Annotated in this window: 23 protein-coding genes and 4 pseudogenes; 11 read left to right on the top strand and 16 right to left on the bottom strand. The window is 61.3% G+C overall.

The window, feature by feature from the left end; translation table 11 throughout:
- Positions 1 to 11: 11 nt before the first annotated feature.
- Both ACZ9BX_RS08080 and ACZ9BX_RS08085 read right to left on the bottom strand, forming a co-directional pair.
- The gene (locus ACZ9BX_RS08080; RefSeq protein ID WP_476219928.1) at positions 12 to 362 is read right to left on the bottom strand and encodes a type II toxin-antitoxin system RelE/ParE family toxin; all 351 of its coding nucleotides are present in this window, start codon (positions 360 to 362) and stop codon (positions 12 to 14) included.
- A complete protein-coding gene (locus ACZ9BX_RS08085; protein WP_027508768.1) occupies positions 343 to 618 on the bottom strand; it encodes a type II toxin-antitoxin system ParD family antitoxin in 276 nt (91 codons plus the stop codon). Before ACZ9BX_RS08085 ends, ACZ9BX_RS08080 begins: the two co-directional genes overlap by 20 nt.
- Before the next feature lie 83 nt (positions 619 to 701).
- Between ACZ9BX_RS08085 and ACZ9BX_RS08090 the strand changes: the two are divergent.
- A pseudogene (locus ACZ9BX_RS08090) lies at positions 702 to 973 on the top strand (tyrosine-type recombinase/integrase); the annotation flags it as partial.
- 146 nt (positions 974 to 1119) lie between these two features.
- On the opposite strand, the gene ACZ9BX_RS08095 reads toward ACZ9BX_RS08090, so the two are convergent.
- Both ACZ9BX_RS08095 and ACZ9BX_RS08100 read right to left on the bottom strand, forming a co-directional pair.
- Positions 1120 to 4272 carry an efflux RND transporter permease subunit gene (locus tag ACZ9BX_RS08095; protein WP_476219929.1) on the bottom strand — a complete coding sequence of 1051 codons (3153 nt, stop codon included), beginning with the start codon at positions 4270 to 4272 and terminating at the stop codon, positions 1120 to 1122.
- Positions 4273 to 4274: 2 nt separating this feature from the next.
- Complete coding sequence (locus ACZ9BX_RS08100; RefSeq protein WP_476216990.1) at positions 4275 to 5462, bottom strand: efflux RND transporter periplasmic adaptor subunit; 1188 nt, start codon at positions 5460 to 5462, stop codon at positions 4275 to 4277.
- Positions 5463 to 5847: 385 nt separating this feature from the next.
- Between ACZ9BX_RS08100 and ACZ9BX_RS08105 the strand changes: the two are divergent.
- Positions 5848 to 6714: pseudogene (locus tag ACZ9BX_RS08105) on the top strand (ATP-dependent helicase); the annotation flags it as partial.
- 132 nt (positions 6715 to 6846) lie between these two features.
- Positions 6847 to 8439, top strand: a pseudogene (locus ACZ9BX_RS08110) (ATP-dependent helicase); the annotation flags it as partial.
- A gap of 459 nt (positions 8440 to 8898) precedes the next feature.
- Here ACZ9BX_RS08110 and ACZ9BX_RS08115 read toward each other — a convergent pair.
- Together ACZ9BX_RS08115 and ACZ9BX_RS08120 are read right to left on the bottom strand one after the other, a co-directional pair.
- Positions 8899 to 9246: a hypothetical protein gene (locus tag ACZ9BX_RS08115; protein WP_476216992.1), complete on the bottom strand. Its 348-nt coding sequence runs from the start codon at positions 9244 to 9246 to the stop codon at positions 8899 to 8901.
- A 75-nt stretch (positions 9247 to 9321) separates the two neighbouring features.
- Positions 9322 to 9723 carry a DUF488 domain-containing protein gene (locus ACZ9BX_RS08120; RefSeq protein ID WP_476216994.1) on the bottom strand — a complete coding sequence of 134 codons (402 nt, stop codon included), beginning with the start codon at positions 9721 to 9723 and terminating at the stop codon, positions 9322 to 9324.
- A gap of 338 nt (positions 9724 to 10061) precedes the next feature.
- Between ACZ9BX_RS08120 and ACZ9BX_RS08125 the strand changes: the two genes are divergently transcribed.
- A complete protein-coding gene (locus ACZ9BX_RS08125; RefSeq protein WP_476216996.1) occupies positions 10062 to 10898 on the top strand; it encodes a siderophore-interacting protein in 837 nt (278 codons plus the stop codon).
- A gap of 148 nt (positions 10899 to 11046) precedes the next feature.
- Complete coding sequence (pncA, locus tag ACZ9BX_RS08130) at positions 11047 to 11673, top strand: bifunctional nicotinamidase/pyrazinamidase (protein WP_476216998.1); 627 nt, start codon at positions 11047 to 11049, stop codon at positions 11671 to 11673.
- 3 nt (positions 11674 to 11676) lie between these two features.
- On the opposite strand, the gene ACZ9BX_RS08135 is transcribed toward pncA, so the two are convergent.
- The gene (locus ACZ9BX_RS08135; protein ID WP_476217000.1) at positions 11677 to 11943 is read right to left on the bottom strand and encodes a DUF2164 domain-containing protein; all 267 of its coding nucleotides are present in this window, start codon (positions 11941 to 11943) and stop codon (positions 11677 to 11679) included.
- A 112-nt stretch (positions 11944 to 12055) separates the two neighbouring features.
- On the opposite strand from ACZ9BX_RS08135, the gene ACZ9BX_RS08140 reads away from it, so the two are divergent.
- Both ACZ9BX_RS08140 and ACZ9BX_RS08145 read left to right on the top strand, forming a co-directional pair.
- Positions 12056 to 12775, top strand: coding sequence for an AzlC family ABC transporter permease (locus tag ACZ9BX_RS08140; protein ID WP_476217002.1), 720 nt, complete (start codon positions 12056 to 12058; stop codon positions 12773 to 12775).
- A 1-nt stretch (position 12776) separates the two neighbouring features.
- Complete coding sequence (locus tag ACZ9BX_RS08145) at positions 12777 to 13085, top strand: AzlD family protein (protein WP_086994605.1); 309 nt, start codon at positions 12777 to 12779, stop codon at positions 13083 to 13085.
- Positions 13086 to 13104: 19 nt separating this feature from the next.
- Here the strand turns inward: ACZ9BX_RS08145 and ACZ9BX_RS08150 are convergent, their stop codons facing one another.
- Complete coding sequence (locus ACZ9BX_RS08150; RefSeq protein ID WP_476217005.1) at positions 13105 to 14940, bottom strand: aminopeptidase P family protein; 1836 nt, start codon at positions 14938 to 14940, stop codon at positions 13105 to 13107.
- Positions 14941 to 15216: 276 nt separating this feature from the next.
- On the opposite strand from ACZ9BX_RS08150, the gene ACZ9BX_RS08155 reads away from it, so the two are divergent.
- Positions 15217 to 15390: a hypothetical protein gene (locus ACZ9BX_RS08155; protein WP_165918524.1), complete on the top strand. Its 174-nt coding sequence runs from the start codon at positions 15217 to 15219 to the stop codon at positions 15388 to 15390.
- Positions 15391 to 15547: 157 nt separating this feature from the next.
- Here the strand turns inward: ACZ9BX_RS08155 and ACZ9BX_RS08160 are convergent, their stop codons facing one another.
- From ACZ9BX_RS08160 to ACZ9BX_RS08170, 3 genes are read right to left on the bottom strand one after another with little or no spacing between them, the layout of a single operon-like run.
- Entirely contained in the window at positions 15548 to 16426 is an 879-nt protein-coding gene (locus ACZ9BX_RS08160) for a 50S ribosomal protein L11 methyltransferase (protein ID WP_476217007.1), read from the bottom strand.
- A gap of 17 nt (positions 16427 to 16443) precedes the next feature.
- Positions 16444 to 17571: an FAD-dependent oxidoreductase gene (locus tag ACZ9BX_RS08165; protein ID WP_476217009.1), complete on the bottom strand. Its 1128-nt coding sequence runs from the start codon at positions 17569 to 17571 to the stop codon at positions 16444 to 16446.
- Between the two features lie 4 nt (positions 17572 to 17575).
- Positions 17576 to 18181 (bottom strand): SCO family protein, encoded by a 606-nt coding sequence (locus ACZ9BX_RS08170; protein WP_476217010.1) that lies wholly within the window; start codon positions 18179 to 18181, stop codon positions 17576 to 17578.
- Positions 18182 to 18721: 540 nt separating this feature from the next.
- Here ACZ9BX_RS08170 and ACZ9BX_RS08175 point away from each other — a divergent pair.
- Positions 18722 to 19306: pseudogene (locus tag ACZ9BX_RS08175) on the top strand (methyl-accepting chemotaxis protein); the annotation flags it as partial.
- Positions 19307 to 19308: 2 nt separating this feature from the next.
- Complete coding sequence (locus ACZ9BX_RS08180; RefSeq protein WP_086994613.1) at positions 19309 to 19779, top strand: chemotaxis protein CheW; 471 nt, start codon at positions 19309 to 19311, stop codon at positions 19777 to 19779.
- Positions 19780 to 19830: 51 nt separating this feature from the next.
- On the opposite strand, the gene ACZ9BX_RS08185 is transcribed toward ACZ9BX_RS08180, so the two are convergent.
- Positions 19831 to 20325 carry a CreA family protein gene (locus ACZ9BX_RS08185; protein ID WP_086994616.1) on the bottom strand — a complete coding sequence of 165 codons (495 nt, stop codon included), beginning with the start codon at positions 20323 to 20325 and terminating at the stop codon, positions 19831 to 19833.
- Positions 20326 to 20391: 66 nt separating this feature from the next.
- The gene (locus tag ACZ9BX_RS08190; protein ID WP_086994619.1) at positions 20392 to 20982 is read right to left on the bottom strand and encodes a 3'-5' exonuclease; all 591 of its coding nucleotides are present in this window, start codon (positions 20980 to 20982) and stop codon (positions 20392 to 20394) included.
- Positions 20983 to 21243: 261 nt separating this feature from the next.
- Between ACZ9BX_RS08190 and ACZ9BX_RS08195 the strand changes: the two genes are divergently transcribed.
- Positions 21244 to 21780, top strand: coding sequence for a GNAT family N-acetyltransferase (locus tag ACZ9BX_RS08195; protein WP_476219931.1), 537 nt, complete (start codon positions 21244 to 21246; stop codon positions 21778 to 21780).
- A 5-nt stretch (positions 21781 to 21785) separates the two neighbouring features.
- Here ACZ9BX_RS08195 and ACZ9BX_RS08200 read toward each other — a convergent pair whose 3' ends face one another.
- The 3 genes from ACZ9BX_RS08200 to ligA are packed head-to-tail and all read right to left on the bottom strand — an operon-like array spanning position 21786 to position 24658.
- Complete coding sequence (locus ACZ9BX_RS08200) at positions 21786 to 22166, bottom strand: helix-turn-helix domain-containing protein (RefSeq protein ID WP_476217013.1); 381 nt, start codon at positions 22164 to 22166, stop codon at positions 21786 to 21788.
- Complete coding sequence (locus tag ACZ9BX_RS08205; RefSeq protein ID WP_132565079.1) at positions 22163 to 22459, bottom strand: type II toxin-antitoxin system HigB family toxin; 297 nt, start codon at positions 22457 to 22459, stop codon at positions 22163 to 22165. The genes ACZ9BX_RS08200 and ACZ9BX_RS08205 overlap by 4 nt, the downstream gene beginning before the upstream one ends.
- A gap of 42 nt (positions 22460 to 22501) precedes the next feature.
- Positions 22502 to 24658, bottom strand: coding sequence for an NAD-dependent DNA ligase LigA (gene ligA / locus ACZ9BX_RS08210; protein WP_476217016.1), 2157 nt, complete (start codon positions 24656 to 24658; stop codon positions 22502 to 22504).
- Positions 24659 to 24883: the final 225 nt, after the last annotated feature.

The raw sequence follows: 24883 nt of genomic DNA on the forward strand, positions 1-24883 counted from the left end.
CTGTAGGGACCTTATCCCCCCAGCATACGTGCGAGCATATTTCTGATGTGGTCCTGCGCGCCGTAGAAAATAGCCGCGACAATGATTGTGCGGCTATTTTCTACCGGCAGAAACCAAATAGCCGCCTTGTCTCGCCGAAGAAATCGCATCCCGGGATGAATATCGGGCCTCAGAGTCCCGATATAGGGCGTATCGACGAGACGATCGATTTCGACACGCAATTTGCGGATCCGTTCAGCGGTACGCTCCACAGCCTCGTCAGGCGAGTCCCCGAGTTCGACATAGGCGTCGAACAGATGATCGAAGATCAACTCGAAATCGCGTTCGGCATCCTCAGAATATTCAAGGGTCCACACGAACAACCCGTCGCTTCCGCTCAATCATTGCCGCGACGCGGCTTTCCATTTCCGTCGCAGAAATCATCGGTCCGTTCAATCGCCGCCGGACCAATTCGCGAAGCGCTGCCGTTTCGACGGTCTCAGTTTCCGTCTTTTGGCGAAGCAGTTCTAGGCCCTGCTGAAGAACGGAACTCATGCTGGAATACCGGCCGCTCTCCACCAGCGAACGGGCAAACGCATCCTGCTGGTCGGTCAGCGAGATCGACGATTTGACACTCATCGGTTAACTCCTTTGAGCCTAATTTGCTACTCAGTAGCACATTTGTCAATCTGACGAGATGATCCGGCAGGGGCGACAAAGTCAAGGACGTCGGACCGGATCGTCTCAATGACTAGGAGGTGGCGCATTTAGTCGAGCGAACGGCGATTGCCGCCGGCGCGGGTGGCGACCCCGCCGAGGTCGAGCGAGGACTTAAATTCTCTGGCCACTTGCTGCGCTCGCGTCTAGCGTCTTCGGCGCAGGTCGACGAGCGATATGTGCAAAAGCAGCTGGGGCACGCTTCGGCCGAAATGACGCGCAAATATCGCGCCGACGCGACTGCTTCCACACCAATCTCACAAAGGCGTCGGGGCTTCGAGAGCCCCCCTGCTCCCGGCGTGAAATCGTTAGGTCAAAATTTAGGGCTGGGTTTTCAGCTTAGCGCTTCAATTGAAATCGGGAAGTAAAAGCCACAACGCCGCCGCGATAGAGGCGGCGGCGTTTTAGCAGACGGAATCAAATCTATTCCGCGGCCTGCAGATGCTTCGGATCGGGTACCGGCTTCGGCCGTGCCGCAACCGCCATCTCCTCGTGCAGGCGGGCTTCCTCATGCGCATGCGGCTTGGCAAAGCGTGCGACCAGCAGATAGGCGACCGGCGTGATGAGCAGCGTCACCAGGGTTGCGAAACCCAGTCCGCCGACGATCACCCAGCCGAGCGCAATACGCGCTTCTGCGCCTGCGCCATGCGCGAAGACGAGCGGAACGCCGCCGAGGATGGTGGCGATCATCGTCATCATGACTGGGCGAAGGCGCAGCGCGCAGGCGCGTTCGATCGCCTCGCGCACTTCTATCCCGCGGTCGCGGAGCTGGTTGGCGAACTCGACGATCAGGATGCCGTTCTTCGCCATGACGCCCACAAGCAATACAAGGCCGATCTGGCTGTAGATGTTGAGGCTCGATCCGGTGATGATGAGCGCGAAGACGGCGCAGGCAAGCCCGAGCGGCACGGTCGACATGATGATCAGCGACGACAGCACGCTTTCGAACTGCGCCGCCAGCACCAGGAAGATGATCACGATCGCAAAGCCGAAGGTGAGCGCCATGCCGCTGGAATTCTCTTCGAGGGTCGCCGCTTCGGCAAGTGGAACAAGACGTGTGCCCGGCGGCAGGATCGGCTCGGCAAGCTCCGTCACTTGCTTGACAGCATCGCCGAGCGACATACCCTCCTTGAGGCCTGCCGTGATCGCCACGGAAGCGAGCTGCGATTCACGGTTCAGCTGCGGCGCGACCGCACCCTCCTTCAGCGAAGCGATAACCGACATCGGCACGATCTTGCCCTCGCCGGTCTTCAGGAAGACGTTTTCGAGATCGGTTGGATCGTCGATCGGTCGCATGGTCGAGGTGAGCAGAACCGGATAGGCATCGCCATTGACGAAAACATCGACGACGGAACGCCCCTCAAGCAGCGATTGCATCGCCGTCGAAAGCCCGGTGATATCGATGCCGAGATCAGAAGCCCGCTCGCGGTCGATCGTCACCGAGACCTGCGCCTGCGTCGGTTCGTTGGTGAGGCGCGGCGTATCATACTGCCCGGTCGCATCCAGCGCCTGCACCAGCTTGACGGCGGCAGCCGTCAGCTTCTCGTAGTCGTTTCCGACGAGAGCCATCTGCAGGCCACTGCCGGCGCCGCGAATGCGCAGGCTGTTCGAGGATATCGCATTGCCGCGGAGCGCCGGCACGCGGGATGCCGCCCGGTTGATATCCTGGACAATCTCCGCCTGCGTGCGGTCACGCTCGCCCCAGGGCGCCAGCGTCAGCACCATGAAGCCGCTATTGGCCGAGCCGCCCTGCCCGGAGATCGAAAAGACGTTCCGGATGTCGTCGCTGTCGACCAGCGGCTGCAGGTATTCTTCGACGAGCTGCAGCTTGTCGCGCGTATATTCAAGGCTCGATCCCTGCGGCGCGGTGAGCCGCATCATCACCATCGCGCGGTCCTCGTTCGGCGTGAGCTCACTCTTGACAGTCGAGAAGGCGACGAGTGCTGCCCCCGCAAACAAAACCGATGCGACAATGACAACGAAGGGCGCGTTGAGGCAGCGCTGCAAGGCCCATCGGTAAACGTTCGCAAAGGCGTCGCCGAACCGGCCAAGGGCGCCGTGATCCTCCAGCATCGGCTTCGTCAGCATGCGCGAGGCGAGCATCGGACAGAGCGTCAGCGCGACGATCGACGAAAGCCCGACCGAGAAGGCCAGCACGAAGCCAAATTCGCGGAAGAGACCGCCTACCTGCCCCGGCAGGAACGACAGCGGAATGAAGACGGCGGCAAGCGTTGCCGTGGTCGCGATGACCGCAAAGAACACCTCGCGCGTGCCGAGGACGGCCGCCGCCCGCGGTCCCATGCCTTCGGCGCGCCGTCGCACGATATTCTCGAGCACCACGATGGCGTCGTCGACGACGAGACCCGTCGCCAGGACGATCGCGAGCAGCGTCAGGATATTGATCGAAAAGCCCACCAGATAGATCGCCGCCAGCGTGCCGATCAATGCCACCGGCATGCTGACCGCCGGGATCAGGGTTGCCCGCCAGTCGCGCAGGAAGAGGTAGATGACGCCGGTGACGATGACGCCGGCAAGGATCAGGGCCAGCACGACCTCATGGATCGCCCCCTGGATGAACACGGCGTCATCGCTGGTGATGGCGATCTTTGTGCCTTCCGGCAGCGTCTTCGACAGCTGCTCGACAACCGTCTTGATGCCGCTCGAAATATTGAGCGTGTTCGATTGCGCCTGGCGGATGACGCCAAGGCCGATGCCGCGGTTGCCGTTGGAGCGCAGCGCCGTATCGCCGTCGCGCGGCCCGAGCGTCACTGTTGCGACATCGCCGAGCCGCACGCGATCCTGCAGGATGACATTGGCGAAATCCTCCGGCTTCTGCAGGCTTGCCGTCGCGCGCACGACGATGTCCTGCGTCGTGCTCTTCAGCGATCCGGCCGGTACGTCGAGGGCGGAATTGTCGAGCGCCTCCGTCAGATCGCCGACCGTCAGCCCGCGGCTTGCGAGAGCGCCCTGATCGACATCGACGCGGAAGATCTTTTCCTGGTCGCCATATTGCTCGACATCGGCAACGCCGTCGACGGACGCCAGCCGGTCGACGATCTCGTTTTCGACGAGCAGCGTCAGGTCGTCCATGTTGAGGTTGGTCGAGGTGACAGCAAGACGCATGATCGGCTGCGAATCCGCATCCGCCTTGACGATCTGCGGCGCATCCGCATCGTCCGGAAGCTGCTCCATGATGCGGCCGATCGCGTCACGCACGTCGTTTGCGGCAACGGCAAGATCGACGGTATCGGAAAACTCCAGCGTCACGCGGCTTTGGCCGAACTGCGACTGCGAGGAGATCGACTTCAGGCCGCTGACGCGCGCAACTGCGCCTTCGATGACTTTCGTCAGCTCCTGATCGATCGTCTGCGGCGCAGCGCCGTCGAACATGGTGCGCACGGTCACGACCGGGCGGTCGACATCCGGCAGCTCGCGCACCTCCACCCCGGCATAGGCAGCAAGACCCGCCACCACCATCAGCGTATTGAACACGAGCGCCAGGATCGGGCGGCGCACGAAGAGCGCCGTAAAGGTCTGCTTGCCGGAGGCTCTGTCGGGAAGGTCGGTCACGCTTATGTTCATTGTGTCGCGACCCCGTTGTTCGAGGCCACTTCATTGGCTACCCGCACTGGTCCGCCCTCGCGGACGCGCTGCAGGCCCTGCGTCACGATGGCGTCGCCATCCTTGATGCCGGCCTTCACCAGCACGAAATCCGGATTGCGCTGCACGATGGTGACGCGCACCTTGTGCGATTTGCCGTCGACTACCTGCCAGACGAAGGAGCCCTGCGAATCCCACTGGACGGAAATCGGATCGACCGCCGGATATTTGTCGCCTGCGAACTTCATGCTGACATTGAAGGACATGCCGGCGCGGAGTTCATCCGCGCTGTTGTCGATCCGGGCGCGGATGCGCAGCGTCCGGCTTGCCGCGTCGAGACGGTTGTCCACCGCGTGCACTTCGCCGGAAAAAACCTGTCCTGCCCTCGCGACCGACGTTGCCTCCACCGGCTGGCCGACGGAAACCGTGTTGGCGAAGCGCTCCGGCACCCAGTAGTCGACCAGGATTTCCGAGCGGTCGTCGAGCGTCACGATCGGCGTGCCGGTGGTGACGTTGTCGCCGATGTTGACGGGGACGATGCCGACGATGCCGTCGATCGGTGCGACGATATTGCGCCGGGTGAGATTGAGCTCGGCGGCCTGCAGCTGCAGCCGCGCGCCCTGCTCGGCGATCTCGGCATCGAACACATCCATGCGTGCGACGCTGGATTTGATGTTGTGATAGAGATTGGATTTCTCGATCGCGCTCTTCAGCGCCACGTCCGCCTGCCCCTTGGCGATCACCTGCTCTTCGCTATCGAGTTTGGCAAGCACCTGGCCCTGCTTGACCTTGTCGCCGGACTTGATGAGGATTTCGCGGATCGTGCCGGTTGCCTGCGGCGTCACCGCAACCGAGCGGATCGCGTCGCCGGTGCCGATCGCGTTCAGCCGGTCGTTGACGATACCCTGAACGACGGCCTGCGTGACGACCAGAACGGCGCCGTTGCGCCCGCCGCCATTGCGTCCTCCGCCGCCCTGACCGCCCTCGCCTTGCGCGGACGCACCGCCACCGGCTGTCTCGACGGCAGGAGCCAGTTTGGCGACAATGCTTTCCGGAACACCGGCATTTCTCAAAGTATCAGCCGCACCCGGCACAAGGAAAATCCATCCGGCAAAGCCGGCAGCAATAACGATTATAGAAAGAACAAACTGCTTCCAAAAAGCCATTCACGTCTCCGAAAAGCCATTCACGTCTCCGAAGGGACTCAGGGTCCGTCGAAAGAGGCGCACGCAGGACAGAATTCCCACCTGACTGCGGCAATATCGCCCCTTTACAATCCCTCATCAAGCGCAAGTGCCGGTCATTACAGAATTGTAATCTCCATCCGAACGGAAGCATGTCACTTTTGCTTGAGCGGAAGCGTATTTCTCACCGCCATATTACCAGTCACTTCTTCAGCGATCGAGGAGACTGCTGGCGTGTCATAACTGCGACACAAGATCGACAATCCACTTTCATAAGAAGAGCCCATGCACCGGCCCCTGGAACCGTGGGAATGAAAGCAGAACATCTTTTCTGGCCTTTCCATCCCGAATCACTACATTACGCGCCATGAGCAATAGTTTCGACGATATCCCCTTCTTCGACGAAGAACCGGGCGAAGCGCCGCGCAAGCCGCAGGCGCCAGCCCCTACAGCCGGAGGGATCGCCGCCCGCGCCATGGCCGCCCGCGATGGCGGCAAGCGGCCAGATTACCTCGCAGGCCTAAACCCCGAGCAGACGGAAGCCGTCGAAACGCTGGAAGGCCCGGTCCTCGTGCTGGCGGGCGCCGGCACCGGCAAGACCCGGGTGCTGACGACCCGCATCGCTCATATCCTGAGCACCGGCCGTGCCTTCCCCTCGCAAATCCTCGCCGTCACCTTCACCAACAAGGCGGCCCGCGAGATGAAGGAGCGCGTCGCGCTGCTCGTTGGCGGCGCTGTCGAAGGCATGCCCTGGCTCGGCACCTTCCACTCGATCGGCGTCAAGCTGCTGCGCCGTCATGCCGAGCTCGTTAACCTGCGTTCCGACTTCACCATCCTCGACACCGACGATGTCGTGCGCCTGATCAAGCAGCTGATCCAGGCCGAGGGGCTGGACGACAAGCGCTGGCCCGCCAAGCAGTTCGCCGGCATGATCGACACGTGGAAGAACAAGGGCCTCGGCCCGGCCGACATTCCCGAAGGTGACGCCCGCGCCTTTGCAAACGGCAAGGGCCGGGAACTTTATTTCGCCTATCAGGCGCGATTGATGACCTTGAACGCCTGCGATTTCGGCGACTTGCTGATGCATCCGATCGCCATCTTCCGCAAGAACCCGGACCTGCTCAAGGAATACCACCAGCGCTTCCGCTATATCCTCGTCGACGAGTACCAGGACACCAACACAGCGCAGTATATGTGGCTGCGGCTGTTGGCACAGCGGCCGAGCAGCAAGCCGATCTCTCCCCTTGTGGGGGAGATGCCCGGCAGGGCAGAGAGGGGTATCCCCTCGGACACCGACGCGAGAACACCCCTTTCTGTCGGCTCCGCCGACATCTCCCCTACAAGGGGAGAGATCAGGGGCACCACCATCAACATCTGCTGCGTCGGCGACGACGACCAGTCGATCTATGGCTGGCGCGGCGCGGAGGTGGACAACATCCTGCGCTTCGAGAAGGACTTCCCGGGTGCCAAAGTCATCAAGCTGGAGCGCAACTATCGCTCGACCGAGCATATCCTCGGCGCCGCCGCGCATCTGATCGCCCACAACGAAGGCCGCCTCGGCAAGACGCTCTTCACCGATCGCGCCGACCCGGAGGACGTGAAGGTCCAGGTGCACGCCTCCTGGGACAGCGAAGAGGAAGCCCGCGCCATCGGCGAGGAGATCGAGGCGCTGCAGCGCAAGCAACATAACCTCAACGACATGGCGATCCTCGTGCGCGCGTCCTTTCAGATGCGCGAATTCGAAGACCGCTTCGTCACGCTTGGTCTCAACTACCGCGTCATCGGCGGCCCGCGCTTTTACGAGCGTCTCGAAATCCGCGATGCCATGGCCTATTTCCGCCTGGTCGCCCAGCCCGCCGACGATCTCGCCTTTGAGCGCATCATCAACACGCCGAAGCGCGGCCTCGGGGACACCACCGTCCGCGCGCTGCACGATTACGCCCGCGCCCGCGACATTCCGATGCTCGCCGCAGCGGCCGACATTATCGAAACCGACGAGTTGAAGCCGAAGGCCCGCAAGGCGCTCTTCGACGTGGTTCAATCTTTCCGCCGCTGGCAAGGGCTGCTCGAAAACACGCCGCACACCGAACTTGCCGAGCAGATTCTCGACGAGTCCGGCTATACGGACATGTGGAAGGCCGACAAGACCGCCGAAGCGCCCGGACGGTTGGAAAACCTCAAGGAACTCATCCGCTCGATGGAGAGCTTCGAGTCGTTGCGCGGTTTCCTGGAGCACGTCGCGCTGGTCATGGATGCCGAGCAGAACGAAAACCTCGACGCCGTCTCGATCATGACGCTGCATTCGGCCAAGGGGCTGGAATTCGATACCGTCTTCCTGCCCGGCTGGGAAGAAGGCCTCTTCCCGCATCAGCGCTCGCTGGACGAAAGCGGCCGCGCCGGCCTCGAGGAGGAACGCCGCCTCGCTTATGTCGGCATCACCCGCGCCAAGCACCGCTGCCACATCTGGTTCGTCTCCAACCGCCGCATCCACGGCCTCTGGCAATCGACGATCCCGTCGCGCTTCCTCGACGAACTGCCGGAAACCCATGTGGAAGTCGCCGAAGTCGAGCAGAGCTACGGCGGTTACGGCCGCGGCGGCTATGGCCAGTCGCGCTTCGACAAGGCCGAGCCCTTCGCCAATTCCTATTCGACGCCCGGCTGGAAGCGCGCCCAAGCCAACAAGACCGACGCCACCCGCGACAACTGGGGCACCCGCTCCGGCCATGCCGTCGAACGCATCGGCTACGGCGAAAGCGGCCCCAAGGGCCGAACCATCGAAGGCGAACTCGTCGCCAAATCCACTTCCGCCGAACCCTCCCGCTTCCAGATGGGCGAGCGCGTCTTCCACCTGAAATTCGGCAATGGGAATATTACGGGGATCGAGGGGAACAAGCTGACGATCGACTTCGATCGGGCGGGGCAGAAACGCGTGCTGGATGGGTTTGTGGAAAGGGTTTAGCTAGTGCCCGTCCATAAACACCTGTTTTTCTGGGTTTTTCAAAGGTTGTTTGCCGGCTTGCCAAACGAAAGTCTCTAATTCGCGTTTCAAAAAGCGCAATCCATGCAGGCGCGATGGAACGACTGCGACCCACGCAAAAGCCGTGGATTCACTCCTATGTTACCTCACCCATTCGTGACTTCCCCCTCCACCCTCCTCTCCCCCATACTTCCTCTCGGGCTGGAATAGGAGGATGCAGATGAAACGCTATTCGCTATCGGTGATTGGTCTGTCTCTGGTGATTGCTGTTCTCAGCAATCCGGGCATTGCACTGGCAGCTTGCAACAAGCTGATTGGGACCTGACCTCTTCAAACATCCATGCGGACGGCAGCGTGACAGCGCCGCGGCCAAGGCAAAGCCTGACGGCCCGGTAGAAGCGCGCCGAATGCCTTGTGGAGCGGGCGTGAATGAATGCCCGCTCACCCCAGCATCGGCATCGTGCCCATCCCCAGAATGTCGTTGACGAGCGCGATCGCGATGCCGATGGCGACGATGCTCAATCCGATCAGGAAGAGCCGCCGCGACCGGTCGTATTTGGCGGCGATGAGCGAGTCCCGCGCCAAAAGGTCGGCGAAGACCTTCACCTGCAACGCGATGCCGACGGTCAAAAGCAGCATCGGCAGGATGTCGATCCGGCTCCAGTCATTCGGGTTGGAGACCCAGCGGCTGATGAAGCTCAGCGAAAAGCCAAGGATAATGCCCGCCGCCGTCAGCGAGCCGTTGCGGAAAGTGGCGTCGATTTTCTCTTCTGGCCCTGGCTCGGTCATGGCTTGCTCCCGCCTGCTCTTCTGCGCCAAGGAAGGCAGAAATAACCGGGATCGGCAAGAGCGAGCATCCGCCGCCTAGGAGCAGGCCTCCGCCCTAAGCCGCGCACCGCGCTCCGCAAGAAGCCCGCGTAGCAGGCTACGGTGGCAGCGGCTTTCGTTTTCGCAGTAGCAGCCGACGGCAAAGTTGGCGGTGTGGGAAAGCGCTGCCAGCGTGTCGAGGACCCGGCTGGTGTCGGCTGCGGCCATTTCCTTGAGATAGGCGCGAGAAAAGGCCTTCCACTCGGCCTCGGTCTGCACTGCCTTCGCATCGGCCACCAGCTCCTGGCTCGGCGCCAGCATCGGCAGCCAGACGTCGTAATAGTCGCGGCTCGCAAACTCCTCCTTCGGCACGCCGCGCGGCGGGCGGCGCACTGTGCCGATGCGCAGGCCCTCGTCCTTGCCCCGTGGCGAGCCCAACTGCACGATGCTGATTGCCATTGTGGTCTCCTCGCCTGGCCGGACGAAATATCTAGCGCGGCGGCTGCGCTTTCGCCAGCGGACAAGGCACACCCGTGGACGCATGAGCCTGCCGCCGGCGTCCAATCCACTTGCGGACCGCGGCGTGCAGACAAGGATTACAAAACCTTCATTTTAAAATCATGTTTTATCCTTGCCAAGCCACCGGGTGGCCGTTAGACACGAGACATATGCCGCATCACCAACGCGGCACGTAGGCGTTAACGTCAACCAACGCGCTGATCGAACCCGAGCCGGGTTGCGAGCGGCGCGGCATGTCTGCGTCCCATGCGCCCCGGTTCCGAACAAAGGAACCATCGATGACGGCAGATACCGCCTCCAAGATCACCGAAATCCGCCACCGGATCGAACGCGTCCGCCACGACATCAAGCGGCGCGTGCTGACCGTCCGCCGCGTTGCAAGACTGACGCCGCAAATGCTGCGCATCACGCTGACCGGATCGGATCTTCACGATTTCGTCAGCCTCGGGTATGACGATCACGTGAAGATCCTCGTTCCGCGCCCTGGCGAAGAGCCCGTCTTTCCGGACATGAGTCCCGAAGGCAGGCTTCTCATCGATCCGGCCAACAAGCCCGCGCTGCGCGATTACACGCCCCGGCGCTTCGACCCGGTGACGGGCGAACTCGATCTCGACTTCGCGCTCCACGAGGCAGGCCCTGCAACCGAATGGGCCTTGCGCGCGCAGCCCGGCGACAAGCTCGGCGTCGGCGGCCCGCGCGGCTCCTTCGTGGTTGCGACCGACTTCGACTGGTATCTGCTTGCCGGCGACGAAACCGCCCTTCCCGCGATCGGCCGCCGCCTCGAAGAACTGCCGGCCTCCGCCCGGGCGCTCGTCGTCGCCGAGGTTGCAGGACCCGAAGAGGAGCAGGCGCTGGAAAGCAAGGCCGAGCTGACGACGCTTTGGCTTCATCGGGGTTTGGCACCGGCCGGCACCACGGATCAGCTCGACCAGGCATTGCGCGGCCTCACGCTTCCCACCGGCGACGGCTATGTCTGGATCGCCTGCGAAACTCTCGTCGCCAAGCGCCTGCGCGCCGTCATGGTCGATGAGCGCCAGCATCCGAAAGCCTGGATCAAGGCGGCCGGCTACTGGAAGCGCGGCCAGGCCGACTTCCACGAAACGCACGGCGACTGAGTCGCCACCCCGTGCCGCTGGGATAGACATGGTCGCGGGGAGCCCGCCGCGCCCCAAAAAAAGCTTGCGCTTAACCACCTGCGAATCCACTAGTTGATAGTGGCGTATCCGCTTGGCATGCTGCACCGCAAACGTATGGAGTCGCCTGATGAAAGCGTTATTGCTGGTCGATATTCAGAATGGCTTTTGCCCCGGCGGCAATCTCCCGGTGCCGGAAGGTGATCAGGTGGTGCCGGTCGCAAACCGTCTGATCGACAGCGGCAAATACGATCTGATCGTCGCCTCGCAGGACTGGCATCCGCCTGGCCATGGAAGCTTCGCCTCCTCCCATCCCGGCAAGAAGCCTTTCGAGATGGGTGAGCTTTCCGGCAAGCCGCAGATGATGTGGCCGGATCACTGCGTGAAAAACACCCTCGATGCCGAGTTTCATCCGGCGCTCAAATCGGAAGAGATCGACCTTATTCAGCAGAAGGGCGAGAATCCGCTGGTGGACAGCTATTCAGCATTCCGCGACAACGATCAGGATGCCTCGACAGGTCTTTCCGACTTCCTTCAGGACCAGGGCGTGAACGAGATCGACATCTGCGGCCTAGCCACGGATTATTGCGTCAAGTTCTCGGCGCTCGATGCTCTGGCGATGATGCCCGGCATCAAGGTCCGCTTCATCGAGGATGCAAGCCGCGGCATCACACCGGAAGGGGTGGCTGCTGCCATCGATGAGATGCGCGCACGCGGCGTCGAGATCATCGACAGCCAAAAGGTTCTCGCCGGCTGAGGCTCAGTCCCGCGCCGCCTGCTCCAGCCCGTAGATATCGTCAGCAAGGTCGTCGGCGCGCTTAAGAAATGCAGCATGCGCATCCTGCAGGCCCTGTTTGTAATAGGCGGCGCCGATCTCCTTGGCGAAGAAATCGAGGACCAGTTCCGACTTGAGCAGCCCGACGGGCTGATCCAGTTCCTTGTCGAAGAAGTGCTGGATGCGCGCGATCAGCGCCGCCTTGTCTTCCTTGGAAAAGTCTATCGGCTTCACCGTCTCGTCTCCCGCCATTGTCTGAGGTTCCCACCGTTCAGCGAAATCGATTGGTCGATCAAGGAAATTCGATTGCGGCCAAGGCGCTGGGCACATAGAGCAGGGTCGTTTTGAAGAAGGACACGTGCCGATGAGTCGCGCGGATTTTGCCGAGGGTTTGCGGGGCGGCTTTGCCGTCGCCGTGGCGGCCGCGCCTTTCGGCGCCCTATTCGGCGCGCTTGCCGTGGATAATGGCATGTCGCTCGGCGAACTGACACTGATGAGCGCCACGGTCTACGCGGGTGCGAGCCAGATGGTCGGCATCGAGCTTTTCGGCCACAACGTCCAGGCCTGGCTGATCGTCGCCTCCATCCTCGCCGTCAACTTCCGCCATGTCCTCTATTCGGCGGCGATCGCGCGCTATGTCCGCGAGTTCACGCCGCTGCAGAAGTTCTTCACCTTCTTCCTGCTCGTCGACCCGCAGTTCGCTGCAATGGCGAAACGCGGCGAGGAGGGAAAGCCGGTCACCTTCATCTGGTATCTCGGCTTCGGAATCATCATCTACGTGCCCTGGGTGCTGATCAGCCTACTCGGCGGGCTGCTCGGCAGCTTCATCGGCGACCCGAAGGCGCTCGGCCTCGATATCCTGCTACCCGCCTATTTCCTCGGCATCGTGCTCGGCTTCCGCAACCGCGACAACTTCCTGCCCGTCGCCCTTGTCAGCGCCGTCGCCTCGGCGATCGCCTATCACTATGTCGGCTCGCCCTGGCATGTCAGCCTGGGGGCTGCGGCCGGCATCATCCTGGCTGCGCTGATGCCGCTGCCTTCCGTCCACAAGCCCGAACCCGAAAACGAACCGCACGAGGTCTGACATGGAATTCGATCTCCAGATGGTCCTCGTGATCCTCGCATCGGCTGTTGCGACTTATGCGACGCGCATTGGCGGCTATGTGCTCATCACCACGATGAAACGCATCCCTCCGCGCATGGAGGCAGCCCTCAACGCCGTCCCTGCCGCCGTGCTGACGACCATCGTCGCGCCGGCCTTCTTCGACGGCGGCTGGGATGCCAAGCTGGCGCTTGTCGTCGCTCTCATCGTCGGCCTCAAGGTATCGCATACCTGGATGCTGGTCGCGGCCTGGCTCATCGTCATGGCTTGGCGCCGCACGATCGGATTTTAGGCCGCGCGGCACTTGAACCTCAATATTCCAGCGGCAGCGTCGCATTCTCCAGCCACGCCTTGACGTCCTTGTCGTGGATCAGCGGCATCAACGCCTCGCGGGTGCGGGCGTGGTAGTCGTTGAACCAGTGCAGCTCGTCATGCGTCAGCAATTCGGGGATGACGATGGTGCGGTCGATCGGGCAGTAGGTCAGCGTCTCGAAACCGAGCATCGGCATGTCGCCGCCTTCGATGTCCTCCGCCTCCCGCACATAGATCAGGTTCTCGATGCGGATGCCGAAGCTGCCCGGCCGGTAATAGCCCGGTTCGTTGGAAAGGATCATGCCGGGCAGCAGTTCCTGCGTCGAAATCCTCGAAATGCGTTGCGGCCCCTCGTGCACCGAAAGATAGGAGCCGACGCCGTGGCCGGTCCCATGCCCGAAGTCGACGCCTGCCCGCCAGAGCGCGATGCGCGCCAGCGGATCGAGATCGCAGCCGCGCGTGCCCTTCGGAAAGCGCGCCGTGCTGATCTGGATCATGCCCTTCAACACCAGCGTGAAGAAGCGCTTCTGCTCCTCCGAAACCGCCCCGATGCCGACGGTGCGGGTGATATCCGTGGTACCATTGATGTATTGCGCGCCGGAATCGATGAGGAAAAGCTCCCCGGCATTGATCGTCCGGTTGGTATCGACTGTCACGCGGTAATGCATGATCGCGGCATGCTCGCCGGCCCCGGAAATCGTGTCGAAGGAGATATCCTTGAGCGGGTTCTGCATGTTCTGGCCGACGCCGGCACGCACGGCCTCCAGCTTCTCGGCCGCGGCAATTTCCGTCACCGTGCCCGGCTTTTCCTGCGATAGCCAGTAAAGGAACTCGACCATGGCCGCACCGTCCTGCAGGTGCGCCGCTGCCGAGCCGTTGAGCTCGACGCTGTTCTTCACCGCCCGCGGCAGCTTGGCGGGATCGGCGCCCTCCACCACCTCGCCGCCCGCCTTGCGGATGATGTCGGCAAGCGCATAGGAAGCGATATCCGGATCGATCATCACCCGGCCGCCATCCTTTGACACGCCAGCGAGCCGCTCGTCGAGCGAAGATGGCGGCAGCTGCACGCATATCTGCGCAAGATAGGCTTCCGGCTCGATGCCGGTCTTGCGCTTGTCGAGGAACAGTTCCGCCTTGCCGTCGGCGTGGATGATAGCGCGAGCCAGCGGATGCGGCGTATGCGGAACGTCGGCACCGCGAATGTTGAAGATCCATGCGATTGAAGAGGGATCGGCTATCAGCACGGCTGCGGCATTCTTCTTGGCGAGATCGGCGGCAACCGTCGCGATCTTGTCCTTCGCCAGCATGCCGGCCTGAGCGACATTCTGGATGACCACAGCGCCGAGCGGTTCGGCCGGGCGATCCGTCCAGAGCCTGTCGAGCGGATTGTGCGGCAGCATCACCAATGTGCCGCCGATCTCGGCAAGCGCCTTTTCAAGACGGCGCACGTCGGCACCGGAATGCAGCCACGGATCGATGCCGAGCCGCATGCCCTGCTTGCCGTTCTTGGCTATCCAGACATGCGGTGCCTCGTTGACGAGATCGCCGCCGGTAAAGACCGAGCCGTCGACCTGCTCGGCGAGCTGCGTCACATAGCGGCCATCGACGAAAATGATCGCCTGGCTATGGGTGATGAGCGCAATGCCCGCTGATCCGGTGAAGCCGGTGAGCCAAGACAGGCGCTCCGCGCATGCCGGCACATATTCGCCGTTGTACTCATCGGCTCGCGGCACGAGGAAGGCATCAATGCCAAGCCCATCGAAACTTGCGCGCAGTTGCCCAACCCGATCGCGGCCGAATTGTGGCGTGGAGGTGACCTCAAAAGACTGGAACATGCTGAAAACCCAATGGCTATATCCGAATCCGCCGAAAAGCGTGCGGCCCATGTTATCGAAAAATCAGGGCAAGTGGAGAAAAAGGAGCCACTTTGCCCTAGGTTAGGCCGCTCAATATTTTGGCAGAAATGTGACAGCAGAATCGAAACTGGCACGCTTTATGCGTTCCACGCATGGCTCCCATGAGCGAAACCCTCTGCCTAAGGATTTGGGAATAGCTATATACGGCGCATCAAACGGGTTCGGAATCGAGCCTGCAACGAAAAGGAAATGAAAATGACTGCCTCTCTGTCGCGCTTCGCTTACAGCAGCCCGGTGCAGGCTGGCGAACGCCAGACTGTGCATCATGTCATCGGTGCCCGCCGTCCGCTCAATGGGGATAGCCTCAAGATGCTCGGCACGGGCCACAAGGTTACGCACCACAAGGGTGTACCCAGCTACGCGTTCTGAGCTATTTGCCGCTTCGTTTCTCCTCCTCCCTCAACGGACCGGCAATCAGAACTGTAGAGCCCGCTCGAGCGCTCCTCCTCCTTCGAGCTCGCGGGCATGGCCGTCTAACGGTCGAAGGCGGTGCCGTTTGGCACCGCCTTCTTTTTTTGCCGATAGCTTACGGACGGTCGAGATGGATCGTCACCCAGCCGTTTCGCCAGATGGTGCGGACGTGGCGGAGCTTTGCGCCATTATAGGCCGAAAGCACCTTCCAGCGCTGTTGCGCAAGAATGCCGGACAGGATCACCGAGCCGGAAGGTGCCAGGTGCTCGACCAGTTTCGGCGCCATCTTGATCAGCGGCCGCGCCAGAATATTGGCGATGATGAGGTCGAACGGCCCGTATTCCGCAAAGGCCGTCGAATGAAAGCCCGGCGCAGTCTTCGCAATGATCCCGGACGCAATGCCGTTCCGCCGCACGTTCTCGGCTGCGACACGCGTGGCGATCGGATCGATATCGGTCGCGAGAACCGGGATATTCTTGAGCTTGCGCACCGCAATAGCCAAGACGCCGCTGCCCGTCCCGAGGTCCAACGCATTGCCGACCGGCCGCGAACGCAACACGCTGTCGATCACCTCCAGGCAGCCGGCCGTCGTGCCGTGATGGCCGGTGCCGAAGGCCTGCCCTGCATCGATCTCGATACCGATATCGCCGGGGCGTACCTTGGCGCGGTCATGCGAACCATGAACGAGAAAGCGCCCTGCCCGCACCGGCTTCAGACCTTCAAGAGATTTCGCCACCCAATCGATATCGGGAATGACTTCGCGCGCGACCTTCAGGTCTGGAAACGGAACCTTCAGCGCCTCCTCGATGCGAAGGCGAACCGCGTTTTCGTCCTCCCGCATCATGTAGACGGAGGCTTCCCAGATGTCCTTCTTCTCATCGATCTCGGTCGTCGCGATCGCAATGTCCTCTTCACCGAAGACCTCGGTCAGAAGATCAAGGACTTGCCCGGCCTTCTTTTCGGTCGTCGTCACGTACAGGCGAATTTCACTCACTCGAACTTTTCCTATTCTTATTGCGCGTCGTCGATCCAGACCGGCGGCGGCGTATCATATCCGGCAACGCTGCGCAGTATCCGCCGGGTAATTCCCGGGATGCGGATCAGCAGCGGTGCGAAAAAATTGCGAAGGCCGGTCGCAACCGGATGATGCATGGTCACCAGCCTCGTCAGCCCATATGTCTGCTTCAGCACCATTTTGACCGCCGGCATCCGAAGGCCCGAATAATCCTGTTCTCGGCCTTCCGAAATCAGATAGGCAACCCAGCAGGCATCCTCGATGCCGAGATTCATGCCGCGGGCACCAGCCGGCGAATGGATATGCGCCGCATCGCCGGCGAGAAAGACGTTACCCTTTGACATGCGCTCGACATGTCGGAAATGGATGCGGAAATTCGCAGCCCACACCAATTCGCCGCCGGGCACCGGATGCTCGATATGGCTCTCGAAATCCGGAAGCGTCGAGATGTATCGCACCGTATCGCGGGAAACCGGAATCCTGCCGACCATGCCGGGATTGAACAGGCTGATCTCGACGTAATGTGCGTCGATCGGCTGCGGATAGCGATAGTCCACAAGATGGAAGGACTCTTCGAGAGCGTCGCCCGGAAAGCCGAAACCTGCCGCCTTGCGCACGGCCGAGTGCGCACCATCTGCGCCGATCAGGATGTCGGGGTCGAGTTCCTCGCGGGAGCCGTCCGCGCGGCGCAGCGTCACATGCGGCTTGTCCATCGTGCCGCTGATGCTTTCAAGCACGGTCTGCCACTCCGGCTCGACTTCATAGTCGGAAAGCTTGCCGAGCAGCAGCCGTTCCGTATGGCCCTGCGCAAGTGCCTGGATGGCCGGAAAGCGGCCGCCGATTTTAGAAGGATCGATCTCGAAAAGCACTTTCCCGCCTGACCGCACCCGAAAGCGGTCGATCCTATGGCCTTCCTGCAGGATCGTGTCTGCGACACGGGAGGGCGAAAGCAAGGTGAGCGTGCGGGCATTGATGCCGAGCGCCCGGCTCTCGGTCAGCGGCACCGGGCCTGCATCGCTGTCGATGATACGTGGACGAAAGCCTCGCCGGGCAAGTTCCACCGCTGCCGCAAGACCCGTCGCGCCGGCACCGGCGATCAGGATGCTGCGATGCCCGGCCCCCATGGTTTCATCCCTTGCTGATCAAATTCTCCAGCTTCTTTACCGCCGTGTCCGGGTTTTCGCCATAGGCGATCGTGCCGGCAAAACGGCCCTCGGAATCAAAGAGGAAGACCGATGCGGTGTGGTCCATCGTGTAATCGCCATTCGGATCCTTCTCGTCGACCGGCACCTTCTTGGCGTAGACGCGAAAGCCCTTGACGACGTCGGCGACCTTCTCCGGCGGACCGGAGATGCCGGTGATGCGCTTCGAAACGTTCGAGACGTACTGGTTCATGATTTCCGGCGTATCGCGCTCCGGATCGACGGTGACGAAATAGGCCTGCAGCTTGTCGCCCGCCGGATCGACTTTCTCCATCCAGCCATTGAGTTCGAAGAGTGTCGTGGGGCAAACCTCGGGGCAATGCGTGAAGCCGAAGAAGACGGCGCTCGGCTTGCCGCGAAGCGCCTGCTCGGTGATCGGCTGGCCGTTTTGCGCAACGAGCGTGAACGGAACGCCGAACGGCCCCTCGGCGAGCGGGATATCCCTCGTCTTCGTGATGTTCAGCGTCAGGAAGCCGAGCACGGCCGCGACAATGATGATGGCAACCCAAACGGCGACACGGAAATTCTTCATGTCTACGACCCCTGAAAGCAAGCGGACGGCGCAGCCCGCGACTGCGCGCCTGATACCTCTTCTGCGGAGCGCACGCAATTCAACATCCCGTTTTCTCACCCGTGATTAATTGCCTCACCGGGTATGCGCAGAAATGGCAGCGCCGGAAATCGATCTTAAGAGAAAAACTTGTTACTACAAATACTTGACCGGCAAACAGGAAGATGCCGGCAAGAAATACATCGTTAGCAAAGACTTAAGCGGTCAACCCTATATTTTATAGGGCGTCCGGCGCCCTCCGCGCCGCTCCGACATGATGTCTATGGCGTGTCGTCAGACACGGGTGTTTGCATGCAACTGCACGAATACTTCAATCCGGCATCTGAGGCAGGACGATTTCTCTATGACGAATGCGACAATACGCAAGACCCTTTCGGTGAACCAGAGACTGTGGACGCTCGGGCGCCGCCCTCCTCGGTTTCAGCTCAATGCTCGCTGTCGGCTGGTTTGAAGGCGCCCGTGTCGAGAGTGCGCTGGATCGAGCAAACAGCATCCAGCAGAGCGTCGAACGCCGGTGTCGAAGCGGCCCGCGCCGGCGAAGCCGGAAAGGGCTTTGCGGTCGTAGCACAGGAAGTGCGCGAACTTGCCGGGCGCGCAGCGGGCGCGGCCAAGGATATCAAGGCCTTGATCTCCAAATCGGGCGGCGAAGTAAAGACAGGCGGAGAACTGGTGACAAAAGCCGGCGAAGCGCTGCGCGAGATCGGCGAAGATGTTTTGCGCATCGACGAGCACGTTAAATCAATCGTAACCTCTGCGCGCGAACAATCCGTTGGACTGAACGAAATCAATGCGGCCATCAGCCAGATGGACCAGGCCACGCAGAAGAATGCGGCCATGGTCGAAGAGACGAACGCCGCGAGCCACATGCTTGCTGCCGACGCCGAAAATCTGATCCGGCTCGTTGGACAGTTCAAGACCGGCGAGGGCATGAATGCCCGTCACGCGCCGCGAGAAGCAACCGCCGCCTCGCATCCGAAACCCTCACCCGCACGGAGCCTGATTGGCAAGGTCGCGGACGCATTCAGTGGCGGCGCCGCCGCCAAAGCCGTGGCCGCTTCGGCCAGAGACAACTGGGAAGAATTCTGATCATGACAAGCGCCGTTATCACGCAGGCCGGTTCCCACCTCGAAATCGTTTCCTTTCATCTCGCGGAACAGGAATTCTGCATCGACATCATGGCAATCCGCGAAATCCGCGGATGGGCGCCGGTGACCCCGATGCCGCACACGCCGCCCTACGTACTCGGCCTCATCAACCTTCGCGGCGCGGTGATCCCGGTCATCGACATGGCCTGCCGCCTCGGCATGAAGATGACGGAGCCGTCGGAGCGCTCCGCGATCATCGTCACCGACATCGCCGGCAAGCTGGTTGGTCTCCTGGTCGAACAGGTTTCGGACATGATGACGATCAAAAGCGAAGACCTGCAGCCGCCGCCGGAAATCATTCCGGAAGCCCAGCGCGCCTTCTGCCGCGGCATCGTGGCACGGGAAAAGACCATGGTCTGTTTCCTCAACCTCGACACGGTCATCGCCGACGAACTGACACGCGAAGCCGCCTGAACTCCGGCACTGTCGGAATCGAAAGGGCCTGGCGAAAACCAGGCCTCCTTTTCATTGCGGCTTGCCGTTCTTCCAGGTGACGTTCTGGCCATAAAGCGGGATCGTCGAGATCGACATCTTCGCCGAGCCATCGGTCAGTTCGCGGGAATGGGCGAGATAGATCAGCGTGTCATTGGTCTTGTCGTAGATGCGATTGACGACCAGCTTCTTCCAGATGAGCGACATGCCCGCTTTGAACACCTCGTCGCCGTCCTTCGAGAGATTGATGTCGCCGATTTCGATCGGTCCCGTCTGACGGCACGCGATCGAATTGTTCGAGGGATCCTCGAACCAATTGCCGTTCTTCACCCGGTCTATGATGCTGCGGTCGAAATAGGTGACATGGCACGTCACGCCCTTCACCTCCGGATCGGGGATCGCATCGACGATGATATCGTTGCCGATCCAGTCGACCCCGACCTTGCCGACGACTTCGGCAGACGCGGCACCGGCGCCCAGCGCGGCAACCGAAGCGGCGGAAAGAACAAGCTTATGCAACGAGGACATCGCGGCTCCCTGAATAATCCGCTTCACTAGATAAGTACGGCCGCCGTCAAAACAAGAAAGCGCGAACTATGCCTTTCGGCAAGTGCAGGGCTCGTAGCCGCTTGCGGTGAGTCTGCCGGGCGTCATGCCAATCGCCGCGGGAATGGCATGCACGGCGGCCGCCTTGACCGCCCTCGCCATCTCGATCGCCGCACGCGCGCACACGGCAGCGTCCTCCGCGGCATTGTGGTGGGAAAAGCGCAGGCCGAGATGCTCGGCAATTACGTTCAATCTGTGCGACAGGAACTGTGGCCAGATGCGCTGTGCCATCTTAAGGCTGCAGAGATAGGTGAGTTCCGGATAGGACTGGCGATAAAGATCGAGCGAAGCGCGCCAGACGCTGAAATCGAAGGCGGCATTGTGCGCGATCATCGTCGCGCCCTGAAAATCATCGTGGAACTCGTCCATGACTTCCGGAAATTCCGGCGCATCTTCCACATGCTCGGGCCGGATGCCGTGGATTGCGATATTCATCCCGGAAAAACGCATATCCTTCGGTCGGATCAGCCGCTCCTCGACACGAGTGACCGTGCCCTCCTCGATCCAGGCAAGGCCGACCGAACAGGCGCTGCCGCGCTGCTCATTGGCCGTTTCGAAATCGATGGCGATGGTCTTCAAGGCTGCTCCGCGATTCTGCCGTCCACGACAGGCTTAACCCGCCGGTGCAGCCAGGCAAATGCCGCAGGTTGACTTTCCGGAAAAGATCAACGACTTTTTGCTCATGATCGGAACGAGCATCATTCTTACGGCCATGCATATGACCACGACCCATGCAGGGTGCGGGGCAGCTTTGGCGCGTTAATCATCCAATCAGCCCGAAACCCTGCCGAGGCGAGCAGGGTTTCGAAGTCTGCTCTCCTCTTTAAATTCAAGGAGAGCATTTTGAAAACGTTAGAAAACAATCCATCCGAACACCCGCCAGCGACGGCGGGGCTGATCATTCGTACGTTGCGCGCCTCCGATATCGAGGCGGTGACGGCACTCATCAACCTGCCCGGCTTCCGCTTCGGCACGCTGCGCCTGCCCTATCAAACCGTCGAGGAAACGCGCAAACGCTTCGAAAACGCCGACGCCGGCCATGTCAGCCTCGTCGCCGAGTTGAATGGCCAAGTTGTCGGCGACGCAGGCATGACGCGCTATCACGGACGGCGCGGCCATGTGGCAAGCCTCGGCATGGGCGTGCATGACGATTTCGCCGGCAAAGGCATCGGCAGCGCCCTGCTCGCCGAACTCATCGATACGGCGGACAACTGGCTGAACATCAAACGGTTGGAGTTGACCGTCTATACCGACAATGCCGCCGCTATCGCGCTCTACAAGAAATTCGGCTTCGAACAGGAAGGCCTGCTCAAAGCCTTTGCCTTCCGAGCTGGCAGCTATGTCGACGCCTATACGATGGCACGGGTGCGCATTTAGCCGCTCTAGGCCACGGCCAGCTTGTAAGGCTTTAAGAGGCAATCGCCCGGAATGCCCCATGCCTCGTTGAGCTTAAAGATCATTTCCACCGTAAGCGCGCGCTTGCGGTGGAGAATCTCGGAGGCCCGGGAACGGGAACCCAGAACATTGCCGAGGTCGGCCTGCGTGCGGTCGGTCATTTCCATGAAGGCGTAAAGAAAATCGACCGGTTCCAATTCAACTGCCGGAAAGCGCCGGCTTTCATAGGCTTCGATCAGATCGGAAAGCACATCAAATCGATCAGCGTCCGCGCTGCCGTGCGCCGGAGGCGCATCGAAATAAGGCGTGACTTCGCCGATCGCCCAAGCGAGATCAGCATCATTTCTAATCGGTCTGACTTCCATCACACAGTCTCCGGATCGATTCTGTCATATTCCGCATGCGTCCCGACAAACTTGATCAGCACGCGGCCATAACCATACGCGACATGCACGATTAGCCGGTACTTGTTACCGCCGATGTCGAAGATCACTCTGTTATCGCCGACGAAGTCGACATTGGTGCCGAATGTCTTCTTGATATCGGACGGCCCTGTCCAGTTCGCCTTGCTGACAATCGAATGCCAAACGCTTAAAGGCACCTTCGCCTGAGGATGCCGCTCCCAAAAGGCACGCAACGTCGACTTGGCGATGATTTGCATAAACAGTAAGATATTCCCAAACCGGGAACAAATCAAGGGAGCCTATCCGCCGATCAGCGCCAGCCACTCGTCCTCATCCATGGTCTCGACGCCAAGCTCGCGTGCCTTGTCGAGCTTCGAGCCCGCGCCTGGTCCGGCAACGACGATATCGGTGTTCTTGGAGACCGAGCCTGCCACCTTTGCGCCGAGGCTCTCCGCTTTGGCTTTGGCCTCGTCGCGGGTGAACTTCTCCAGCGAGCCGGTGAAGACAACCGTCTTGCCAGCAACCGGACTGCCGGAGGTGACCGGCTGCTCCGCCTCCTGTGGCGTCACTTCCGAAAGCAGCGCCGAGATCACCTCGACGTTGCGCGGCTCCTTATAGAACTCCACGATGGCGCGGGCGACGATCTCGCCGATGCCTTCGATGGCGTTCAGGTCGTTCCAGGCATCGCCGGAAAGTGGCGCGGCCTCCTTCATCGCCGAGGCGAAAGCCTCATAAGTGCCGTAGGAGCGCGCCAGCAGCTTCGCCGTTGTCTCGCCGACATGGCGGATGCCGAGCGCATAGATGAAGCGGTGAAGCGCGATGCTGCGCCGTTCGTTGATCGCCGCATAGAGCTTGCCGACGCTGACCTTGCCGAAACCTTCGATATTTTCGAGTTTCGTCAACGAATTCTGCTGGCGCCGTTCCAGCGTGAAGATTTCCGGCGCCGTGCGGATCTTCAGCGCGTCATCCTCGCTCTCGAAGAAGAAGTCGATCTGCTTCGAACCCAGACCCTCGATGTCAAAGGCGTTGCGCGAGACGAAGTGCTTGAGATGCTCTGTTGCCTGCGCGCGGCACACGAAGCCGCCGGTGCAGCGCGTAACGGAATCGAGCTTTCCCGTCTTCTCGTTTCTTTCGCGCACAGCATGCGAACCGCAGACCGGGCAGCGCTTGGGAAACGCGTAAGGCACCGCGTCCGTCGGCCGCTTTTCGAGCACCACATCGAGCACCTGCGGAATGACGTCGCCGGCCCGCTGCACGATCACCGTATCGCCGATCCGGATATCGTGCTCCTCGTCGCGGATGGGCTCGCCGGAATTGCCTAGGCCCTTGATGTAGTCCTCGTTGTGGAGGGTCGCGTTGGTCACCACCACACCGCCGACAGTGACGGGCGTAAGCCGCGCGACCGGCGTCAACGCGCCGGTGCGGCCGACCTGAATGTCGATGTTTTCGACCGTCGTGAACGCCTGTTCTGCCGGAAACTTGTGAGCCGTCGCCCAGCGCGGGCTGCGCGAGCGAAAGCCGAGGCGCTGCTGGAGTTCAAGGCTGTCAACTTTGTAGACGACACCGTCGATGTCGTAGTCGAGGTCCGGGCGCTTCAGGCCGATCTCGTCGTAGTGGGTGAGAATATCGGCGACGGAATTCAGCCGCTTCATCAGCGGATTGACCGGGAAGCCCCAATCCCTGAAGAGCTGAACCATGTCGAACTGCGTATTGGCCGGCACCTCCGACATCTCGCCCCAGGCATAGGCGAAGAATTTCAGCTTGCGGCTCGCCGTCACCTTCGCATCGAGCTGGCGCAGCGATCCGGCTGCCGTGTTGCGCGGGTTGACGTAGGTCTGCTTTCCCTCGGCCTCCATCTGCTTGTTGAGCGCCATAAAATCGCTCTTCGCCATATAGACTTCACCGCGTATTTCCACGACGGCGGGAACGCCCTTGGGCAGTTCATTCGGAATTTCCTTGATGGTGCGGATATTGGCCGTGACGTTCTCGCCCGTCGTGCCGTCGCCGCGCGTTGCAGCCGTGACCAGCCTACCGTTCTCGTAACGGATCGACATGGAGAGCCCATCGATCTTCGGTTCGGCGGTAAAGGCGATCGACTGGTCCGGCAGGCGCCCCAGGAAGCGATAGACACCGGCGACGAAATCCTGCACGTCCTCCTGCGAAAACGTATTGTCGAGCGACAGCATCGGGCGGGCGTGGACGACCGGCGCAAAGGTGACGGAGGGTGCAGCACCCACCCGGCGCGACGGGCTGTCTTCGCGGATCAGTTCCGGAAACCGCGCCTCGATCGCATCGTTGCGCCGCTTCAGCGCGTCATAGTCCGCGTCCGAAATCTCCGGCTGATCCTTGCCATGATAAAGCGCGTCGTGATGGGCGACCTCTTTCGCCAGCCGCGCAAGCTCGGTGGCGGCATCATCGATCGTCAGGTCTTCAACGGCAACGGACTCGGTCGGCATGTGGGATCACTCCAGAGAATCTGGAGTCGTTTTAGAGCAAAAAACGGCGTTGGGAAGAAGCAGGAAAACCGGAACTCCCTTCTCCCCAGCGGGAGACGGAGCCCGAAGGCCGGATAAGGGGCGACGAGCGATGCGTTGCAAGAAGTCCTTCGCTCCCGCTTCGGCCATTCGCGTCTGGCGACGCGGCCCCCCCTCATCACCTCGCTATGCTCGGCTGGGAGAAGA

The organism is Rhizobium sp. USDA 3886 (assembly GCF_056279785.1).

Bases quoted from the DNA above. Each gene is read 5' to 3' on its own strand.
- ACZ9BX_RS08085 (WP_027508768.1), bottom strand. From the start codon at position 618: ATGAGTGTCAAATCGTCGATCTCGCTGACCGACCAGCAGGATGCGTTT.
- ACZ9BX_RS08100 (WP_476216990.1), bottom strand. From the start codon at position 5,462: ATGGCTTTTTGGAAGCAGTTTGTTCTTTCTATAATCGTTATTGCTGCC.
- ACZ9BX_RS08115 (WP_476216992.1), bottom strand. From the start codon at position 9,246: ATGACCGAGCCAGGGCCAGAAGAGAAAATCGACGCCACTTTCCGCAAC.
- ACZ9BX_RS08120 (WP_476216994.1), bottom strand. From the start codon at position 9,723: ATGGCAATCAGCATCGTGCAGTTGGGCTCGCCACGGGGCAAGGACGAG.
- ACZ9BX_RS08125 (WP_476216996.1), top strand. From the start codon at position 10,062: ATGACGGCAGATACCGCCTCCAAGATCACCGAAATCCGCCACCGGATC.
- pncA (WP_476216998.1), top strand. From the start codon at position 11,047: ATGAAAGCGTTATTGCTGGTCGATATTCAGAATGGCTTTTGCCCCGGC.
- ACZ9BX_RS08135 (WP_476217000.1), bottom strand. From the start codon at position 11,943: ATGGCGGGAGACGAGACGGTGAAGCCGATAGACTTTTCCAAGGAAGAC.
- ACZ9BX_RS08140 (WP_476217002.1), top strand. From the start codon at position 12,056: ATGAGTCGCGCGGATTTTGCCGAGGGTTTGCGGGGCGGCTTTGCCGTC.
- ACZ9BX_RS08145 (WP_086994605.1), top strand. From the start codon at position 12,777: ATGGAATTCGATCTCCAGATGGTCCTCGTGATCCTCGCATCGGCTGTT.
- ACZ9BX_RS08150 (WP_476217005.1), bottom strand. From the start codon at position 14,940: ATGTTCCAGTCTTTTGAGGTCACCTCCACGCCACAATTCGGCCGCGAT.
- ACZ9BX_RS08155 (WP_165918524.1), top strand. From the start codon at position 15,217: ATGACTGCCTCTCTGTCGCGCTTCGCTTACAGCAGCCCGGTGCAGGCT.
- ACZ9BX_RS08165 (WP_476217009.1), bottom strand. From the start codon at position 17,571: ATGGGGGCCGGGCATCGCAGCATCCTGATCGCCGGTGCCGGCGCGACG.
- ACZ9BX_RS08170 (WP_476217010.1), bottom strand. From the start codon at position 18,181: ATGAAGAATTTCCGTGTCGCCGTTTGGGTTGCCATCATCATTGTCGCG.
- ACZ9BX_RS08180 (WP_086994613.1), top strand. From the start codon at position 19,309: ATGACAAGCGCCGTTATCACGCAGGCCGGTTCCCACCTCGAAATCGTT.
- ACZ9BX_RS08185 (WP_086994616.1), bottom strand. From the start codon at position 20,325: ATGTCCTCGTTGCATAAGCTTGTTCTTTCCGCCGCTTCGGTTGCCGCG.
- ACZ9BX_RS08205 (WP_132565079.1), bottom strand. From the start codon at position 22,459: ATGCAAATCATCGCCAAGTCGACGTTGCGTGCCTTTTGGGAGCGGCAT.
- ligA (WP_476217016.1), bottom strand. From the start codon at position 24,658: ATGCCGACCGAGTCCGTTGCCGTTGAAGACCTGACGATCGATGATGCC.